The following is a 16,203-nucleotide window of genomic DNA, read 5'->3' as shown; positions in this document are numbered from 1 at the left end:
CACGTTGTGGGCACTATGGGTGGCGTACCCGAAGGTAATCAAGCGCTCGTCCAAGTCGGCGGACCGGATCCCGATCAGCGGGACGCGGCCCGCGATAACGTCTCACGGCGCCCGCCCCCCGGCGGGTTCCACTCATCGGGATCGCGTCACGCGGGCGGTACGGGCCGCGACCTACCGTCGTGGCACCGTCGCACGTGCCTCCCGTTCGCACACCGCGGCCCGCAGAGAGCAACCGAGGTGACACATGTCAGCCGAGCCCGCGCTCACCGCAGAACCCGGCGCCGTGGCGCCGGGTCCGCCTCCCACGCCGGACCGGTTCCGCAAGGCGATGGCGGAGTTCGCCACCGGCGTCACGGTGGTCACCGGCATGGAGGGCGGCGAGCCCGTCGGCTTCGCCTGCCAGTCGTTCACGTCGGTGTCGCTGGAGCCCCCGCTGGTGCTGTTCTGCGCCGACCACCGGGGGCGCTCGTGGCCGCGGATCCAGGCCGCGGGCCGGTTCTGCGTGAACGTGCTGGGCGAGGACCAGCGCGACCTGTGCTCGCGCTTCGGCTCCAGCAAGGGCCGCAAGTACGAGGACCTCGACTGGGAGGTGTCGCCCTGGGGGACCCCGTCGCTGCCGGAGGTGCTGCTGCGGGTGCACGCCGGGATCGAGAACGTGCACCGCGCCGGCGACCACGACGTGGTGATCGGCCGGGTGCTGGCGATCGAGACCCCGCTCGCGGAGACCGGCCGCCAGGACGGCGAGAACCGCGAGCGGCCGATGATCTTCTTCCGCAGCCGGTTCGGGATCGAGGAGCCGGACGGCCCGATCGCCCCGTACCCGTGGTCGCGCGGCGACCGGTGGGGCTGAGCCGCCCGCGCGTCCTCTCACATCCAGTCGCCGCGCCCGTCCATCGCCAGCAGCCGGTTGAGCGTCTCCGGCGACCACGAGGCGTCGGTGGACGGCGCGGCGCAGGTGCCGCGCCGGGCGCGCGGCCGACGAGCGGAGGCGGGGCCGAGGAACAGCTCCTGGGACGCCTCGCGCGCCGCGGTCGCCACCAGCGGCGCGACGTTCTCCAGCGGCGTGCGGATGTCGCCGACCAGCGAGATGCCGGCGACCGGGCCCTCGTGGCCGCGGATCGCGGCGGCCACGCAGGCGATGCCGGGGAACGACTCGCCGCGCTCGAACGCCAGCCCGCGGCGCTGCCGGATGCGGTGCAGCTCCTGGTGCAGCGTGCTGAACTCGCCGATGGTGCGGCTGGTCAGCCGGCTGAGCCCGGCGCCGAGGCTCGCCTCGACCTGCTCGGGCTCCATCCAGGCCAGCATCGCCTTGCCCAGCGCGGTGGAGTGGGCCGGGGCGCGGCCGCCGACCCGGGACGGCACGACCGAGGCGTACCGACCGCCCATCTTGTCCAGGTAGTAGATCTCGGCGCCGTCCAGCACGGCGAGATGCGCCACCAGGCCGGTGGTGATCTGCAGCTCGTGCAGCAGCGGCGCGGCCGCCTCGCGGATCTTGCCGTGGCCGCCGTCCCGGCCACCGAGACCGAGCGCCCGCTGGCCCAGCCCGTAGCCGTAGGAGTTGTGCTCCAGCCAGCGCTGCCGGACCAGCTGGTCCAGGATCCGGTGCGCGGTGGAACGGGGCAGACCGGTGTGCCTGGCGACGTCCTCCAGCGTCAGCCGGGCCGACCGGCCGCTGAAGGCGTCCAGGATCAGGGAGATTCGCTCGACCATCGACGGAGGGGTGTCACGGCCGACCGCCGGGTCCATCGTCTGCTCGCTCATCACAGCTCCCACTGACTGAAATGAATTCTTGTTAATCGGAATCTAGCAACCCGGGCCGCCGGTTGGAAGAGGTTGAGTTCCAGCAGGTGAAGTTGGTCTTGTCAGGATCCCCAGCGGCACCACGGGCCACCGGCCACCCGGTCGAAGATCGTTAGAATGTTTTCTTGCACGGCAGCGTGCACGCACGACAGGGAGGGACGACGGATGCGGATCGGCATCGTCACCCCGGTGGTGGCCCAGCCGCCCCCGGGGCACGCGGAGTGGGAACGCGCCGCCGGCATCGAGGAGATCGGCCTGATCGCCGAGACCGCCGACCGGCTCGGCTACCACCACGTCACCTGCAGCGAGCACGTGGCGGTCCCGGTGGAGGCCGCGGAACGGCGCGGCGGCGTCTACTGGGACCCGCTCGCCACGTTCGGCTACATCGCCGCCCGCACCGAGCGGATCCGGCTCGCCACCCAGGTCCTCGTCCTCGGCTACCACCACCCGCTGGCCATCGCCAAGCGGTACGGCACCCTCGACCGCGTCAGCGGCGGGCGGCTCGTCCTCGGCCTGGGCGTCGGCAGCCTGGAGGAGGAGTTCGCGCTGCTGGACGCCCCGTTCAAGGACCGCGGCGCGCGGGCGGACGAGGCCCTGGCCGCGCTCCAGGGGTCCCTGTCCAAGCGGCTGCCGAGCCACCACGGCGAGTACTACGACTACGAGGGCCTGGTCGTGGAGCCGCACGCCGTCCAGGAGCACGTCCCGATCTGGATCGGCGGCCGGTCGGCGCGCTCGCTGCGCCGGGCCGCGAGCGCCGACGGCTGGGTCCCGTTCGGCCTGCCGCTCGACACGATGGCGCGGATGCTCGCCGAGACCGACCTGCCGGACGGCTTCGACGTCGTGCTGGGCCCCGACCGCCCGCTCGACCCGATCGGCGACGCGGACGCGGCCGGCAGGGCGCTCGGCCGGCTCCGCGACGCGGGCGCCACGATCGCGGGCGTACGGCTCCGGTCCGGCTCTCCCGCGCACTACTGCGAGCAGCTCGCCGCCCTCCGGGAGCTGGCGGGCGAGCACGGTCTCACGTTCGGCGAGAAGTCCGGCGAGAAGCAGGAGGGGAACCGATGAGCGACGCGGTCGAGCGGCGGCTGGCCGACCTGGAGCGGCGGCTGCGCGCCGTGGAGGACGAGCAGGAGATCACCAAGCTGATCCTGTCGTACGGCCCGCTGGTGGACAGCGGCTGCGCCGACCAGGTCGCGGAGCTGTGGGAGCCGGACGGCGTGTACGACGTCGACGAGATCTACATGGCCGGCCGGGACCAGATCGGGAAGATGGTCAGGTCGAGCAACCACCAGGGCTGGATCCAGGGCGGCTGCGCCCACTTCCCCGGCCCGCCGCACATCACGCTGGACGGCGACGAGGCCACCGCCGTCGCCTACACCCTCATGATCGTCAACACCCCGGACGGCTTCACCCTCCGCCGCGCCACCGCCAACCACTGGACGCTGCGCCGCACCGAGGCGGGCTGGCGCGCGGTCAACCGCACCAACCGGGTGCTGGACGGCCGCGACGAGTCCCCCGACCTGCTCGCCTCCCACTTCCCGGGCGCCACCCGGTTCCGGCGGGACGCCCGGTGAGCGGCGACCGCGAGGCGATCGTCCACGCGCTGTGCGACGTGGCCACCGCCCTGGACACCCGCGACTGGGCCGCGCTCGGCGCCGCGTTCACCCCGGACGCGCACGGCTACGGCGCCGACGGCCCGGACGCGATCGTCGCGCAGGTGCGCAGGCACCTGGGCGGATGCGGCCCGTCCCAGCACCTGCTCGGCAACCACCGGGTGCACGTGGACGGCGACACCGCCCGCTCGTTCACCTACGGGCGCGTGATGCACGTGGGTGCCGGTCCCGCCGAGGGGCTGACGTACGAGTGCTTCGGCGAGTACGAGGACCACTGGGCGCGTACCGGTGACGGGTGGCGGATCACGTACCGGAGGTTCCGCGTCACGATCGAATTGGGGGATCGCGGCGTCCTCCGTCCCGATCGGTAGGGATTTCGGCACACCCGGCCACTAGGGTGCGGCCATGATCGACGAGACGGTCCTGGTCCTGCCCGAGTCCTGGCGGGCCGGCATGCACGCCCGGCGCGGCGGCGTGCCGGTCCCCGCGCCCGCCCCGATGGGCGAGGCGCCCGCGAAGATCGCCGCGTATCTCGGCACCGGCACCGTGGACCGGGTCCTGGATAGCCCGGAACAGGACCGCGAGCTCGCCGGCCGGGCCCGCGCGCACCTCGCAGGCCCGCCCGACGCGGCCGGCGCGGCGGTGCTGGGCGCCGTCCTGATCGGCGAGCACCCGGGGGCGGACGACCTCTTCCTCCACGCGTGCGTGATCGAGCACGGCCTCGCCTTCGCCGCCCGCGTCTTCGCCGAGCTGAACCTCCTGGCGGTGGACCGCGGCCGCTCGTCCGGCGGCGGGGTCCTGGCCGTCCGCCACCGGACGCCCGCCGACCGGTCCGTGCTGTGGCGGGGCGCGCGGCGGCACGGTCGCTTCCTGCGCGGCCTGCTCGCCGCGGCCGGCGAGGACGAGTACGCCGCCGCCGTCGAGGGCCTCGCCGGGCACCGGCGGACGCCGCTCCAGCGGATCGCGGTCTCGTACCTCGTCCCCGGCCGGTCCGACTGGGTCGAGGAGTGCTGCGCCGCTCCCCCCGCGACGCGGGGCGGGGAGGCGGACTCGTGGTGGATGCTGCTGTGCGCGCTCGGCTCCGAACGCCACCTCGAACTGCTCGGCGGCCTCCCCCGCCGGGTCGTGCACGCCGACCGGGGGATGATCGCGACCGTCATGGAGGGCCTCGGCCCGGCCGCCGCGCCGCTCGTGGACGCCGCGTGCGACCGGGCGCAACCGCGCGCCGAAGACCGGAAGATGCCGCTTGAGGCGCTCGCGCTGCTGCCGTCGGACGAGGCGTTCGGGATGCTGCTCGACCGGATCGAGCACCGGTACGTGCCGCCGCTGCTGGTGGAGGCGGCGGACCGGTTCCCGGTGCGGGCGCTGCGGCTGCTCGGCGCCGCCGCCTCGGGCACCTCGAAGGCCGCCGGGCTCGCGGGCGAGCTGCTCCGCGCCCACGTGGGCGCGCATCCCGACCTCGTCGCCGGCGTCCTGGACGGCCTGCCGGACGAGGCGCGCGGCGCGGTGGCGTCCCGGTACGAGGCCGTCCACCAGGTCAAGGAGGCCGCGCCCGCCGACCTGCCGGAACTGCTGGTCACCCCGCCGTGGGAGCGTCCCGCCGCCGAGGCCGAGGCCGCGGCACCGGCCGCGATCGCGGACGTGCCCGTCCCCGCCGAGACGTCGGTGCACTGGGCGCCCGGCGAGCGGGACGAGTTCGCGGTCACGCCGTACTCGCGCGGGCCGGAGCCGTCCCGCGCGCAGTGGGAGCTGGACGCCGAGGCGGTGCGGGCCGGGACGTTCATCACCTGGCCCGACCGGCGCCGCCTCCTCCTGTACGGGCCCGACGACCTGGTCAGGCCGCTGCTGGCCGATATGGAACCGCCCGTGGACCGGGCGCTGGTGCGCGCGATCGCCGCGCGGTTCGGGCTGGACGCGCTGCCGGTGGTGCTGCGCGCCGCGGCCAAGCGGCCGGCCGATCACGGCGCGGCGCTCGTCCCGTACCTGGGCCCGGAGGCGGCGGGCTTGGCCGCGCAGTGGCTCACCACCGCCAAGGCGGCCCGCCGCGCCGGGGAGGAGTGGATCGGGCGGCACGGCGCGGCCGCGGTGCCCTACCTGGTCCCGGCCGCGCTCGGCGACGAGGGCGCGGACGGCGCCGCCGCGCGGGGCACGCTGCGGCTGCTGGCCGACCGGCACGGCGCCGAGGCGGTCATCGGGGCGGCCGCGGCGAACGGGGCCGAGGCCACCGCCGCGACCGGGGCGTTCCTGGCGCGGGATCCGCTGGAGACGCTCCCGCCGCGGATCCCGGTGCCGGGGCCGTGGGCCGACCCCGCCAGGCTGCCGCGCGTCCTGCTGCGCGACCGCGAGCGCGCCCTCCCGGCGGCCGCCACCCGCCACATCGTCACGATGATGGCGATGTGCGAGTACAGCCGGGTCTACGCGGGCCTGGACGTGGTGCGGGAGATCTGCGACCCCGGCTCGCTCGCCGACTTCTCCTGGGCGGTCTTCCGCTGGTGGCGGCTGGCCGGCGGGCCGTCCAAGGACGGCTGGGCGCTGGCGCAGCTGGGTGTGCTCGGCGACGACGAGACCGTGCGGCGGCTGGCCCCGCTGATCCGCGAGTGGCCGGGCGAGGGCGGCCACAAGCTCGCCGAGAAGGGCCTAGACGTGCTCGCCGCCATCGGCACCGAGGTCGCGCTGATGCATCTGCACGGCATCGCCACGAAGGTGAAGTTCAAGGGCCTGAAGGCGCGCGCCCAGGAGAAGGTGGAGAGCATCGCCGCCGACCTGGGCCTGTCGCCCGAGCGGCTCGGCGACCGGCTCGTCCCGACGCTCGGCCTGGACGCGGCGGGCGGCCTGACCCTCGACTACGGGCCGCGCCGCTTCCACGTCGGGTTCGACGAGTCGCTCAAGCCGTACGTCACCGACGACTCCGGCAAGCGCCGCAAGTCGCTGCCCAAGCCGGGCGCCAAGGACGACGCCGAGCTGGCGGAGCCCGCGTACAAGAGGTTCACCGCGCTCAAGAAGGACGTCCGCACGGTCGCCGCCGACCAGGTCGGGCGCCTTGAGGCCGCCATGGTGGAGCAGCGGCGGTGGACGGCCGATGAGTTCGGGAAGTACTTCGCCGGGCATCCGCTGGTCGTCCACATCGCCCGGCGGCTGGTGTGGCTCGCCGACCACGCCGGGACGACCACCGCGTTCCGGATCGCCGAGGACCGCACGTACGCGGACGTGAACGACGACCCGCTGGAGCTGCCCGAGACCGCGGAGGTGCGGATCGCGCACCCGGTCCAGCTGGACGCCGCGGATCTGGCCGCGTGGGGCGAGGTGTTCGCCGACTACGAGATCCTGCAGCCGTTCCCGCAGCTCGCGCGTACCGTCCACCGCCTGACGGAGGAGGAGCGGGCGGCCTGGCACCTGGCGCGGTTCGAGGGGCTCACGGTGCCGAGCGGCGCCGTCGTCCGGCTCGAACGGCACGGCTGGGAGCGCGGCGCGCCCGGCGACGGCGGCGGCCAGGGCTGGACCTCGCGCCCGGTGCCGGGCGGGCTGTCGGTCATCATCGACCTGGATCCCGGGATCTCGATCGGGATGATCGACGGGATCCCGGAACAGGTTCTGAACAGCGTGTGGATCCACGAGCGGCCCGGAAAGTACCGCTACGGCACGGACACCGGCCGCACGTTCGGCGAACTCGACCCGCTGACCGCGTCGGAGGTGCTGGCCCAGCTCACCGAGCTGGCCGACGCGGCGATCTAGCGCCCTCGCCCGCCCGGGTCACGCCCGCTTGAGCCGATCTTTCCGGACCCGTTGCCCGCGCGGCGGCCGCGGCCCGCCCGGCTCCAGTTACCTGGGGCTGTGCTCGCGCCCACCCTGATCGCACTGCTGGCGGTCACCGCCACGGCCGTACCCGCGCACGCGGGCGCGGACCCGCTGGAGACCGACCGCGATACCCGCCGCGTCGGCCCCGGCATGACGCTGACCTCGTTCGACCGGCTCGACACCGCGGGCTGGCTGCGCGCCGACCTGCTCACCGTCGATCTCACCGGCACCCGGGCCGGCCGGGTCCGCGCCGGGTACCTGTCGCCCGGCACGGTCTCGTCCGTCGAGCCGCTGTCGAGGCAGGCGGAGCGGGCCGGGGCGATCGCGGCCGTGAACGGCGACTTCTTCGACATCGGCCGTACCGGCGCCCCCAACGGCCCGGCCGTCGCGAACGGCAGGCTGGTCAAGTCGGCCGACCCGGGGCGGCCGTCCGGTACGGCGGGGATCGGCGCCGACGGTCTCGGCCAGATCGCGCGGATCTCCCTGGACGGCGAGGTCGCGCTGCCCCGGGGGCGCGTGGTGGGGCTCGACCGGCTCAACACGCCCAAGGTGCGCGGCATCGGCGCCTACACGCCGGAGTGGGGCGCCCGCACGCGCGCCGCCGGCACGACCGAAGTGCTCGTCGTGAACGGCCGGGTCGCGTCGATCTCGCGCGGGCCGGGCTCCGGCCCCGTCCCCGCGAACGGCTTCGTCCTGGTGGAGAACGGCGGCGGCGACCTCCGCCGCCTGAAGCCCGGGGACCCGGTCCGGCTCCGCTACCGCCCGCGCTCGTCCGGCGCGAAGCCCGCGTTCGCGATCGGCGGCCGCCAGATCCTCGTCGAGGACGGCCGGATCCCGGCGCTCCCCGACCCGGCCCGGCACCCCCGTACCGCCGTGGGCTTCACCGCGGACCGGGGCCGCATGCTGCTGATGACCGTCGACGGGCGGCAGGCCGACAGCAGCGGCGCGACGCTCGCCGAGCTGGCGCGACTGATGAGGGAGGCCGGCGCGCACGACGCCCTGAACCTCGACGGCGGCGGCTCGTCCACCCTCCTGGCCCGCGAGCCCGGCCGCGCCCGCCCCCGGCTGGAGAACCGGCCGTCCGGGGGTGCCGAACGCCGCGTCCCGAACGGCATCGGCCTGTTCGCGGCGGGCAGCGGCAGGCTGGCGGGCTTCTCGGTCGAGACCGTCTCGCGCCGCGTCTTCCCCGGCCTCACCCGCCGGCTGGCCGCCCGCGGGCACGACGAGGCGCTCGGCCCGGCGCGCGGGGCGCCGCGCTGGCTGGCCTCCCGCGGCCGGATCGACCGGAACGGCACGTACCGCGCTCCCGGCGGCGCCCGCCCCGGCCCCGTGCGGATCACCGCGCGCCGGGGCGCGGCGCGCGGCCGCGCCCGCCTGACCGTCCTCGGCCCGCCGGTCAGGATCGCCGCCACGCGCCGGGGACCGGCCACGTACACGATCACCGGCTACGACCGCGAGGGCTACGCGGCCCCGATCGTGCCGTCCGACGCGCGGCTGGCGTACGATCCCGCGAAGGTCAGAGTCGAGCGGGGCGCCACGGCCCTCACCGTCACCCCGCGCGCCCCCTCCGCGTCCGCCGCCGTGACGATCGGCGTCGCGGGGGCGCGGACGACCCTGCCGGTCGGCCGCACCCCGCCGCCACCGCCCGTGACCGATCCCGTGATCGTCCAGAGGGGCGGCCTCGCTCCGGGCCGCCGGCGCTTCGCGCTGGCGTCCGCGCCGTCGCCCCGAACGCTCGGCGAGATCGCGGCGGCGCGGCCCGGCCTCGTCCTCCTCGCGGGAGGCACGGCGGCGGCGCGGAGCGTCCTGGAGGCGCGGCGCGTCCCGTACGCCGACGTCGGGAGGCGGTGGCGGACGTTCGACCGCGAGGGCACCCGCTTCGTCCTGCTGGACGCGTCCGGCGGCACGTACCAGGCCGCCTCGCTCCGCCAGTTCCGGATGCTGCGGAAGGCCCTGGCCGGCGCCCGCCGCGACCCGTCCGTGCACTCGGTGATCGTGGCCGGGTACCGCTCCGGCGACCCCAAGGAGGCGGCCCTCGTTCAGCGGTGGCTCTCGGAGTTCCGGACCGCGACCGGCAAGGGCGCGGCCGTGCTGAACGCCGGCGCCCCGGCGTTCGGGGCGTCCCGCCTGGACGGCGTCCGCACCTTCGACGGCGGCGGCGCCGGCTGGGCGCTGTTCGGCGTGTCGCCCGCCCGCACCCCCGGCTGGCTGCGCGCCGAGATCCGCCCCGCCGCCCTCTAGGCGCGCTCCGCGAAGCGCTCGACCTTGTTGATCGGGCCCGCGATGAGGATGACGTCGCCGTACTCCAGGACGGTGTCGACGGAGGCGTAGGTGAAGTCCTCGCCGGGCCGCTTGACCGAGACGACGGTGACGCCGTGCTTGCCGCGCAGCCGGGTCTCGCCGAGCGGGACGCCGACGATCTCCTTGGGCGGCAGCGTCTTCACGAGCGCGAAGTTCTCGTCGACCTCGACGTAGTCGAGCATCCGGCCGCTGACCAGGTGGGCGACGCGCTCGCCCATGTCCTGCTCGGGCAGCACGATGTGGTGGGCGCCGACGCGCTCCAGGATGCGGGCGTGCTGGCGGCTGACCGCCTTGGCCCAGATGTCGTCGATGTCCAGCTCGACCAGCAGCGAGGTCGACAGGATGCTGGCCTCCAGATCGCCGCCGATCGCGACCACGGCCCGGTAGAAGTCGGCCACGCCCAGCTCGCGCAGCGTGTCCACGTCGGTCGCGTCGGCGGTGACGATGTGGGTCAGCCGCCCGGACAGGCTCTGGACGATCTTCGGCCGGTTGTCGATGGCCAGCACCTCGGTGCCGCGCCGCGCCAGCTCCAGGGCCAGCGAGGTCCCGAACCTGCCGAGCCCGATCACCACGACGGGGTCGTTTCCTATCTCAGCCAACGATGGGTCGCTCCTCAGGTAGTTCGTACCGGCGGGTGCGCTCGCGCAGCGCGAGCGCCGTCCCCAGTGTGAGGGGGCCGATCCGGCCGACGAACATCAGCGCCACCAGCAGCGCATGCCCGGCGGTCGGCAGATCGCCGGTGATCCCCGTCGACAGCCCCACGGTCGCGAACGCCGAGATCACCTCGAACAGCACCCGGTCCAGGGTGTGCTCGGTCATGACCAGCAGCGCGAACGTGGCCGTGACCACGAACCCGACGGCCATCAGGGCGATCGCGACGGCCTGCCGCTGGGTCCCCTCCGGCAGCCGGCGGTGCCCCACGTTCACCCGGCTCTCGCCGCGCAGCTCGGCCCAGATGACGAACGCCAGCAGCCCGAACGTGGTGACCTTGATGCCGCCGGCCGTCCCGGCGCTGCCGCCGCCGATGAACATCAGCACGTCGGTGACCAGCAGGCTCTCCGGACGCATCTGCCCGGTGTCGACGCTGTTGAACCCGCCGCTGCGCGGCATCACGGCGGCGAAGAAGCCGGCCAGCAGCCGGTCGCCGGACGTCAGCGCGCCGAGCGTGCGCGGGTTGCTCCACTCGCTGAGCGTCAGGACGACCGTGCCGAGCGACAGCAGCACGGCGGACATGCCGAGGGTGACGCGGGTCAGGATCGACCAGGCCGCCGGGCGCCGCCAGCCGCGGGCCAGCTCGAACACCACCGGGAAGCCGAGCCCGCCGACGATCACCGCGATCGCGGCGGTCAGGCAGATCCAGGGGTCGCCCGCGTACCGGGTCAGGCTGTCGGGCCACAGCGCGAACCCGGCGTTGTTGAACGCGGACACGGCGTGGAACGCGCCCCAGTAGAAGGCGCGGCCGGCCGGCTGCCCGTACTCGGTCATGAACCGCACGCCCAGCACGACCGTCGCGATCGCCTCGCAGACCAGGCTGAAGATCACCACGTTGCGGACCAGCCGCCGCACGTCGGTCAGCCGCAGCTGCTTGGTCTCGGCCTGCACCGCCAGCTTGGCGCGCAGCCCGACCCGGCGCGACACGACGACGGCGAACAGGGTGGCCAGCGTCATGATCCCGAGCCCGCCGACCTGCATCAGCGCGCCGATCACCACATGCCCGAACGTGGACCAGTGCGTCCCGGTGTCGACCGCCACCAGCCCGGTGACGCAGACGGCGGAGGTGGAGGTGAACAGGGCGTCCAGGAACCGCGGCGGCTCCCCCGTGTCGGTGGACGCCGGCAGCGACAGGAACGCGGTGCCCACCAGGATCGCCAGCAGGAAGCCGGTGACCACGACCTGGGCGGGGTGCTGGAAGCGCCCCATGAACGATCTGGTGATCCGCGCCCGTACGGATCCCATCGACGGCCGGTACACCACGCGGCTGCGGCACCCCCAGGAACACGATCGGCGGAGGAGCCGACCAGGTCTCCCGCCCCACGGCAGCAAACCGTACCCCAGCCACCGTACGAACACCCCCGGAATTCCGGTCTCACCTGGCGAAAGCGGACGTGTCACGGTTCCCGGGGCCCGACATGACCCGAGTCCCGGCCAGGCGACGGCAGCGGGCGCCGATGGAGGCACCGAGGCCGTGCGGAGCGCCGACGAGCAAGGCCGGCCCCAGAAATTCCTTTGGGTGCGGTTCGCCGGGTCCGTCATCATGTGGTTCATGAGACTTCGGCTGGCGGGCGGGGTGGTCGCGGCGCCCGGGCAGGCCGCCTGGCTCCCCCGGCCGGCCGGCCCGGTCCGGCTGGCGGACGACGGCGGCGCGGCTCCCGGCGCCGCCGTGGCGCTGGGCCCCGCCACGGCCGGCGAGGCCGCGGTGGCGGACGCGGTGGCCGAGCTGGAGCGGCTCGTCCGGGCCGGCGGGGTGGTGGCGGCCGGGGCCGGGGTGGCGCTGGGCGGCGGGTTCCGCTCGGCGCGGCTCGAAGGGGCGCGCGGCGACCAGCGGGACGCCGTCCTCGCGGCCCTGAAGGTCCTGGGCGTGGCGGAGGCCGACCGGCTGGGCGCGCGGGCGGGCTTCCTGGTGGCGCTGTTCGGGCCGGCGGTCACCAAGCCGGTCGGCGCGGCCGCCGCGGCGGCGATCGCCGAGGGCCGGTGGGCGGCGCTGCACCTGGCGACGGCGGCGAGCGACCTGCTGGGCCCCGAGCAGATCGAGGACGTCCTCGCCCTGACCGCGGCCGAGGGCGCCGACCCGATCGCTGGCGGCCTGCCGTCGGTGCTGGCCGCGAACCTGCGCGGCGCGCTGGGGCCCGTACCCCGGCGGCGGCGGCCGGAGCTGCTCGCCGACCTGTGGGACCGGGTCGCCGAACGGCAGCGGCGGCAGGCCCGGCAGGAGCGGCTGCTCGCGACCCAGAGCAACCGCCGCCGGCTGGACGATCTGCGCGCGCGCCGCTCGCACCACGAGGACGAGCTGGCCCTGGAGGCGCTGCGCCGCAACCTGGGCGTGAGCAACCCGTCGCTGGCCCTCGCCGCGCGCTGGATACCGACCGATCGCTACTGGCACGGCGTGCTCGACCGGATCCTGGAGGACGCGTTCGCGGCCACGGCGCTGCTGCACACCGCGGTCGCGGTCGCCGACCACGGCGCCGAGGAGGGGATGGTCCGGTCCGGGGCGCTGCTGGCCGCCGCCGACCACGAGGTCGACGCCGCCCAGGCCCGGCGCGCCGGACGCCGGGTCCCCGGCCTGACCGGGCTGTCCGCGCGGCCCGCCACGGCGGTGCGCGACCTGTGCCGCAGGCTGGGCAGGGGAACGGGGGCGCCCGGGTTCGCCGTGTACGTCGCGTCGCGGCTCGCCCACGCCCGCGACTACGCCGAGCTGGCCGCCGAGCAGTTCGCGGAGGTGATCCTCGGCAGGACGGGGGCGCCCGCGGACGTTCTGCGGGCCTGGGCCCGCCACCCCACGAGCGGCTGGCGCGAGCGGTCCGGGCTCGTCCCGGGCCGGGACGGCGAGGAGTGGGACCGCGTCGCCGCCTGGGCGGAGCACGCGCTGGGCGAGCGGGAGCCGATCGAGAGCCGGGAGGACCCGTCCGAGGAGGTCGGCGACCTGCTGTGGTGCGCCGACCTCATGGACGCGCTCGCCCGGCTGCACGGGCACGAGGCCGCGAAGATCTCCCTTGATCGGGACCCGCCCTGGCTCGACCCCGACCCGCCGGCCGAGCAGGACCCGCTGGAGCCGCCGCTCGACTCGGTCACCGGCGCGGTGGCGGGCGCGGCGCAGCTGGTGGCGCTGGGCGGGAGGCCGGCTCGCGGCGCCCGGACGTGGCCGGACTTCGTGGCGAGCCTGCGGGCCGGGGCCGAGATCACCGCGGCGCTGGGCGGCGAGTTCCCCGTACCGGCCGCGCTCGCCGCCGTGGACGGCGCCGCCGTACCGGGCACCGGCGGGACGTTCCGGCTGGCGCGCGGCGCCCGCACGGTCGCCGAGTGGGCCAACTACATGGGCAACTGCATCGCCGGCGAGTACTACCTGGAGAACGCCGAGAAGGGCCGGATCGGGCTGGCCGCGCTGTACGGCGAGGACGGCCGGATCGTCGCGAACCTGGAGCTGGGCCGGGCCCGCCCCGCCGCCCGCGGCTGGCAGATCACCGAGCTGGCGGCGCGGTTCAACGCCCCCGTCGACCGGCGGGTGGAGGAGCGGTTGAACGCCTGGGTCGCCACCATCCCGGCGAGGGTCGAGGAGCCCGAGCCGCCCGCCGAGGAGGAGCCCCCGCCGGGACGCCCCGTACGGCGGCGCCCGCGGCCCCGCCTGCTCCAGGACGCGGGCCCGGTGCTCGGCACCCTGGCGGAGAAGGCGTGGGCGGACGAGGTCACGGCCGCGGCCGCGGGCGCGCTGGCCGTGCTGGCGGGCCCGCCGGCCACCGGCGCCGATCCCCTGGCGGCCCTCACCCGGTTGCGGCGGCTGGGGCCGGCGGCGCTGACCGGCGCCGTCCGGAACGCGCTCGGCGACGGCGGCCTCGACCTCGCCGGCCTGTGGACGCTGACCTCGGTCCGCCCGCTGCGGACGGCGGTGGACGCCCTCGACCCCGCGCTGCGCGACCGCTTCGATAACCTGCCGCTCCTCCTGGGCGCCGCGCCGCTGCCCGGGTCGCTGCGCAGGCTCGCCCGGACGCCGGCGGTCGCGCCCGCGTACTCGATGAACCTGATGGCGCTGCGCCTGCGCGCGGCGATCGGGCGGCTGGTGGACGGCGGCGACCCGGCGGTCGCGCGCGCCGTGTCCCGGCGGACGACCGAGCCGCTGCTGTGCGCGCTGGTCGTGGCCGTCACCTGCGGTCCGGCGGGAGACGGGCAGGTCCCGGTCGCGCCGGCCGGTACCGTCACGGTCCCGGGATTCCCGGCGACCGCGCTGAGCGACGAGGACGGGCCGTGGCAGCGCGCGTTCCCGGACGCGCGCGAGCTGGGCGCCGACACCGGCGCGTTCTGGGAGGGCGTCCACACGGAGGGCCTGCGCGTCCCGGCGGCCTGGCTGCCGCCGGGCGGCTGGAACGCCCTGTGGGGCCGCGCCCACCGAACGGCGCACTGACATGGTCCAGGGGGCCCGCGCCGGCGGGCCCCCTGGCGATCGGTGCATCTCAGCGGCGCCGCGGGCGGAACCCGTCCAGCGCCCAGGTGCCGGGGCCGAGCACCGCGATCAGCAGGAACGACCAGCAGAACAGCGCCGCGGGCTCGCCGCCGTTGCGCAGCGGCAGCAGGCCGTCCGGCTGGTGGACGACGAAGTACGCGTAGGCCATCGATCCGGACGCCAGGACGGCGGCGCCCCGGGTGAGCAGCCCGGCGAGCACGAGCAGCCCGCAGACCAGCTGGATCAGCGCGGCCCACCAGCCCGGCCAGGCCGCGAACTCGACCGCCCGCCCGGTCCCGCGGCTGCCGCCCAGCACGCCGAACAGCGAGGCGACGCCGTGGAACGCGAACAGCAGCCCCACGACCATGCGGAACAGCGCCAGCACCGGTTCGGTGAACTTCTCCGCGTCGGGCATCGTCAGTCCTCGTCGACCCAGCCGGTCATGATCCCCATGACGCCGTGGTGGGCGTGGTCGGTGGCCCGGTACGCCGCCGTGATCCGCAGCGTGTCGCCGCGGCCGATCCGGCCGAGCGGCGTCCCGCTGCACGTCGGCATGTCGGACACCTCGGTGTTGCCGTGGTGGTCGATGAACTCCGGTGTCCCGCCCTCGGTGGCGGTGCTCTGGCACAGGAGCCGCCCCCGGGTGGCGTTCTCGGTCTTCACCGAGACGCCGCCGTGGTGCAGGTGGCCGCGCATGTGGACGAGGTTCCCGGAGATCGTGGAGCGCCACGTCCTGGACCGCTCGCTGGGCTGCCCCTCGGGCGTGTCCCAGGTGGAGTCGGCGCAGCCGCCGGCGTCCATCCAGATCGGCGTGACCGGCGTGATCCGGGAGCCGGCCACCGGTTCGTAGGTGAAGGTGAACTGGATGTAGACCTGCTTCTCGGCGTGGCCGTGGTTCATCAGGTCGTAGAGCAGGGTCCATCTGTCACCGGAACTCACGCGGAATCCGTAGCCGTCCGGGAAGACGCTTTCCATTCGCTCGTTCCCGGACGAGATGATGCGGCGCGGCCCGGAACAGACGACGTCCCGCTGCCGCGAGTTGAAGAACACGACATGGTGCAGCATTGGGCCGGTGTTGATGTTGGCGGTGGTCCCGTCCGCGTACACGAGATTCGGTTTGAATCCCGTGATGTAGCAGTCGTCGCACGGTTTCCGAACGTTGAACGCCACCTGGTTGGGGAGCTCGCCGTGCTCGTCCTGGGTGGCGGCGGGGATGGTGTACGGGCCGTACCGCAGGGTGGCGGTGCGTTCCGCCCCGGCGGTCGGGGCGGCGTTGACCTGCGACGGCCCGGCCAGGTGGGCGGCGGAGGCGGGAGCGAGCGCGGCGGCGGCCAGCGCGGCGGCCGCGGCGAGGACGAACGAGAATCTCCTGTAGGGCAGGCTGAAGGACACGGTCTCCTCCTTTTTCGGGGCCGGCGGGGCACCCGTGATCCCACTCCTTTCATTTCGGGTGGGGGCGCCTTTCCGGCGGGCCCGGCGACAATGCCGGCGGGGGGGCCGATTCGAGTTTCGGCCGCAGTGCCCAAAGGGTGACCGGAGGCC

Annotated in this window: 12 protein-coding genes; 7 read left to right on the top strand and 5 right to left on the bottom strand. The window is 75.3% G+C overall.

Going from position 1 to position 16,203, the window contains the following annotated elements; all coding sequences use genetic code 11:
• The first annotated feature begins 244 nt into the window (after positions 1-244).
• Positions 245-850, top strand: a complete 606-nt coding sequence (locus tag AB0881_RS00145; RefSeq protein ID WP_366612903.1) for a flavin reductase family protein — start codon at positions 245-247, stop codon at positions 848-850.
• A gap of 17 nt (positions 851-867) precedes the next feature.
• Here AB0881_RS00145 and AB0881_RS00140 read toward each other — a convergent pair whose 3' ends face one another.
• Complete coding sequence (locus tag AB0881_RS00140) at positions 868-1,761, bottom strand: IclR family transcriptional regulator (protein WP_366612901.1); 894 nt, start codon at positions 1,759-1,761, stop codon at positions 868-870.
• A gap of 204 nt (positions 1,762-1,965) precedes the next feature.
• Between AB0881_RS00140 and AB0881_RS00135 the strand changes: the two genes are divergently transcribed.
• The 5 genes from AB0881_RS00135 to AB0881_RS00115 all read left to right on the top strand — a co-directional run bounded on the left by AB0881_RS00135 (position 1,966) and on the right by AB0881_RS00115 (position 9,449).
• Positions 1,966-2,865, top strand: coding sequence for an LLM class F420-dependent oxidoreductase (locus AB0881_RS00135; RefSeq protein ID WP_366612899.1), 900 nt, complete (start codon positions 1,966-1,968; stop codon positions 2,863-2,865).
• Positions 2,862-3,374: a nuclear transport factor 2 family protein gene (locus AB0881_RS00130; protein WP_366612897.1), complete on the top strand. Its 513-nt coding sequence runs from the start codon at positions 2,862-2,864 to the stop codon at positions 3,372-3,374. The genes AB0881_RS00135 and AB0881_RS00130 overlap by 4 nt, the downstream gene beginning before the upstream one ends.
• Positions 3,371-3,784, top strand: a complete 414-nt coding sequence (locus AB0881_RS00125; RefSeq protein WP_366612895.1) for a nuclear transport factor 2 family protein — start codon at positions 3,371-3,373, stop codon at positions 3,782-3,784. The genes AB0881_RS00130 and AB0881_RS00125 overlap by 4 nt, the downstream gene beginning before the upstream one ends.
• Before the next feature lie 34 nt (positions 3,785-3,818).
• Positions 3,819-7,145 carry a DUF4132 domain-containing protein gene (locus tag AB0881_RS00120; protein ID WP_366612893.1) on the top strand — a complete coding sequence of 1,109 codons (3,327 nt, stop codon included), beginning with the start codon at positions 3,819-3,821 and terminating at the stop codon, positions 7,143-7,145.
• Between the two features lie 99 nt (positions 7,146-7,244).
• The gene (locus AB0881_RS00115) at positions 7,245-9,449 is read left to right on the top strand and encodes a phosphodiester glycosidase family protein (protein WP_366612891.1); all 2,205 of its coding nucleotides are present in this window, start codon (positions 7,245-7,247) and stop codon (positions 9,447-9,449) included.
• Here the strand turns inward: AB0881_RS00115 and AB0881_RS00110 are convergent.
• Positions 9,446-10,108: a TrkA family potassium uptake protein gene (locus AB0881_RS00110; protein WP_366612889.1), complete on the bottom strand. Its 663-nt coding sequence runs from the start codon at positions 10,106-10,108 to the stop codon at positions 9,446-9,448. The two genes, AB0881_RS00115 and AB0881_RS00110, sit on opposite strands and share 4 nt — an antisense overlap.
• Positions 10,101-11,465, bottom strand: coding sequence for a potassium transporter TrkG (locus AB0881_RS00105; protein WP_366612887.1), 1,365 nt, complete (start codon positions 11,463-11,465; stop codon positions 10,101-10,103). The genes AB0881_RS00110 and AB0881_RS00105 overlap by 8 nt, the downstream gene beginning before the upstream one ends.
• A 307-nt stretch (positions 11,466-11,772) precedes the next feature.
• On the opposite strand from AB0881_RS00105, the gene AB0881_RS00100 reads away from it, so the two are divergent.
• On the top strand, positions 11,773-14,622 hold the full coding sequence (locus tag AB0881_RS00100; RefSeq protein ID WP_366612885.1) for a hypothetical protein: 2,850 nt from the start codon (positions 11,773-11,775) through the stop codon (positions 14,620-14,622).
• Between the two features lie 49 nt (positions 14,623-14,671).
• Here the strand turns inward: AB0881_RS00100 and AB0881_RS00095 are convergent, their stop codons facing one another.
• Both AB0881_RS00095 and AB0881_RS00090 read right to left on the bottom strand, forming a co-directional pair.
• Positions 14,672-15,076 carry a DoxX family protein gene (locus AB0881_RS00095; RefSeq protein WP_366612883.1) on the bottom strand — a complete coding sequence of 135 codons (405 nt, stop codon included), beginning with the start codon at positions 15,074-15,076 and terminating at the stop codon, positions 14,672-14,674.
• A gap of 2 nt (positions 15,077-15,078) precedes the next feature.
• Positions 15,079-16,053, bottom strand: coding sequence for a hypothetical protein (locus AB0881_RS00090; RefSeq protein WP_366612881.1), 975 nt, complete (start codon positions 16,051-16,053; stop codon positions 15,079-15,081).
• Between the last annotated feature and the right edge of the window lie 150 nt (positions 16,054-16,203).

It is taken from the genome of Spirillospora sp. NPDC029432, assembly GCF_040703975.1.
Taxonomy (GTDB): Bacteria; Actinomycetota; Actinomycetes; order Streptosporangiales; family Streptosporangiaceae; genus Spirillospora.
The sequence above is the reverse complement of the archived record's forward strand: the minus strand, read 5'-3'. Positions and strand labels throughout refer to the sequence as shown.

Coding starts and splice junctions, on each gene's coding strand:
- AB0881_RS00130 (WP_366612897.1), top strand. CDS start 2,862: ATGAGCGACGCGGTCGAGCGGCGGCTGGCCGACCTGGAGCGGCGGCTG.
- AB0881_RS00105 (WP_366612887.1), bottom strand. CDS start 11,465: ATGGGATCCGTACGGGCGCGGATCACCAGATCGTTCATGGGGCGCTTC.
- AB0881_RS00140 (WP_366612901.1), bottom strand. CDS start 1,761: ATGAGCGAGCAGACGATGGACCCGGCGGTCGGCCGTGACACCCCTCCG.
- AB0881_RS00100 (WP_366612885.1), top strand. CDS start 11,773: ATGAGACTTCGGCTGGCGGGCGGGGTGGTCGCGGCGCCCGGGCAGGCC.
- AB0881_RS00095 (WP_366612883.1), bottom strand. CDS start 15,076: ATGCCCGACGCGGAGAAGTTCACCGAACCGGTGCTGGCGCTGTTCCGC.
- AB0881_RS00135 (WP_366612899.1), top strand. CDS start 1,966: ATGCGGATCGGCATCGTCACCCCGGTGGTGGCCCAGCCGCCCCCGGGG.
- AB0881_RS00120 (WP_366612893.1), top strand. CDS start 3,819: ATGATCGACGAGACGGTCCTGGTCCTGCCCGAGTCCTGGCGGGCCGGC.
- AB0881_RS00145 (WP_366612903.1), top strand. CDS start 245: ATGTCAGCCGAGCCCGCGCTCACCGCAGAACCCGGCGCCGTGGCGCCG.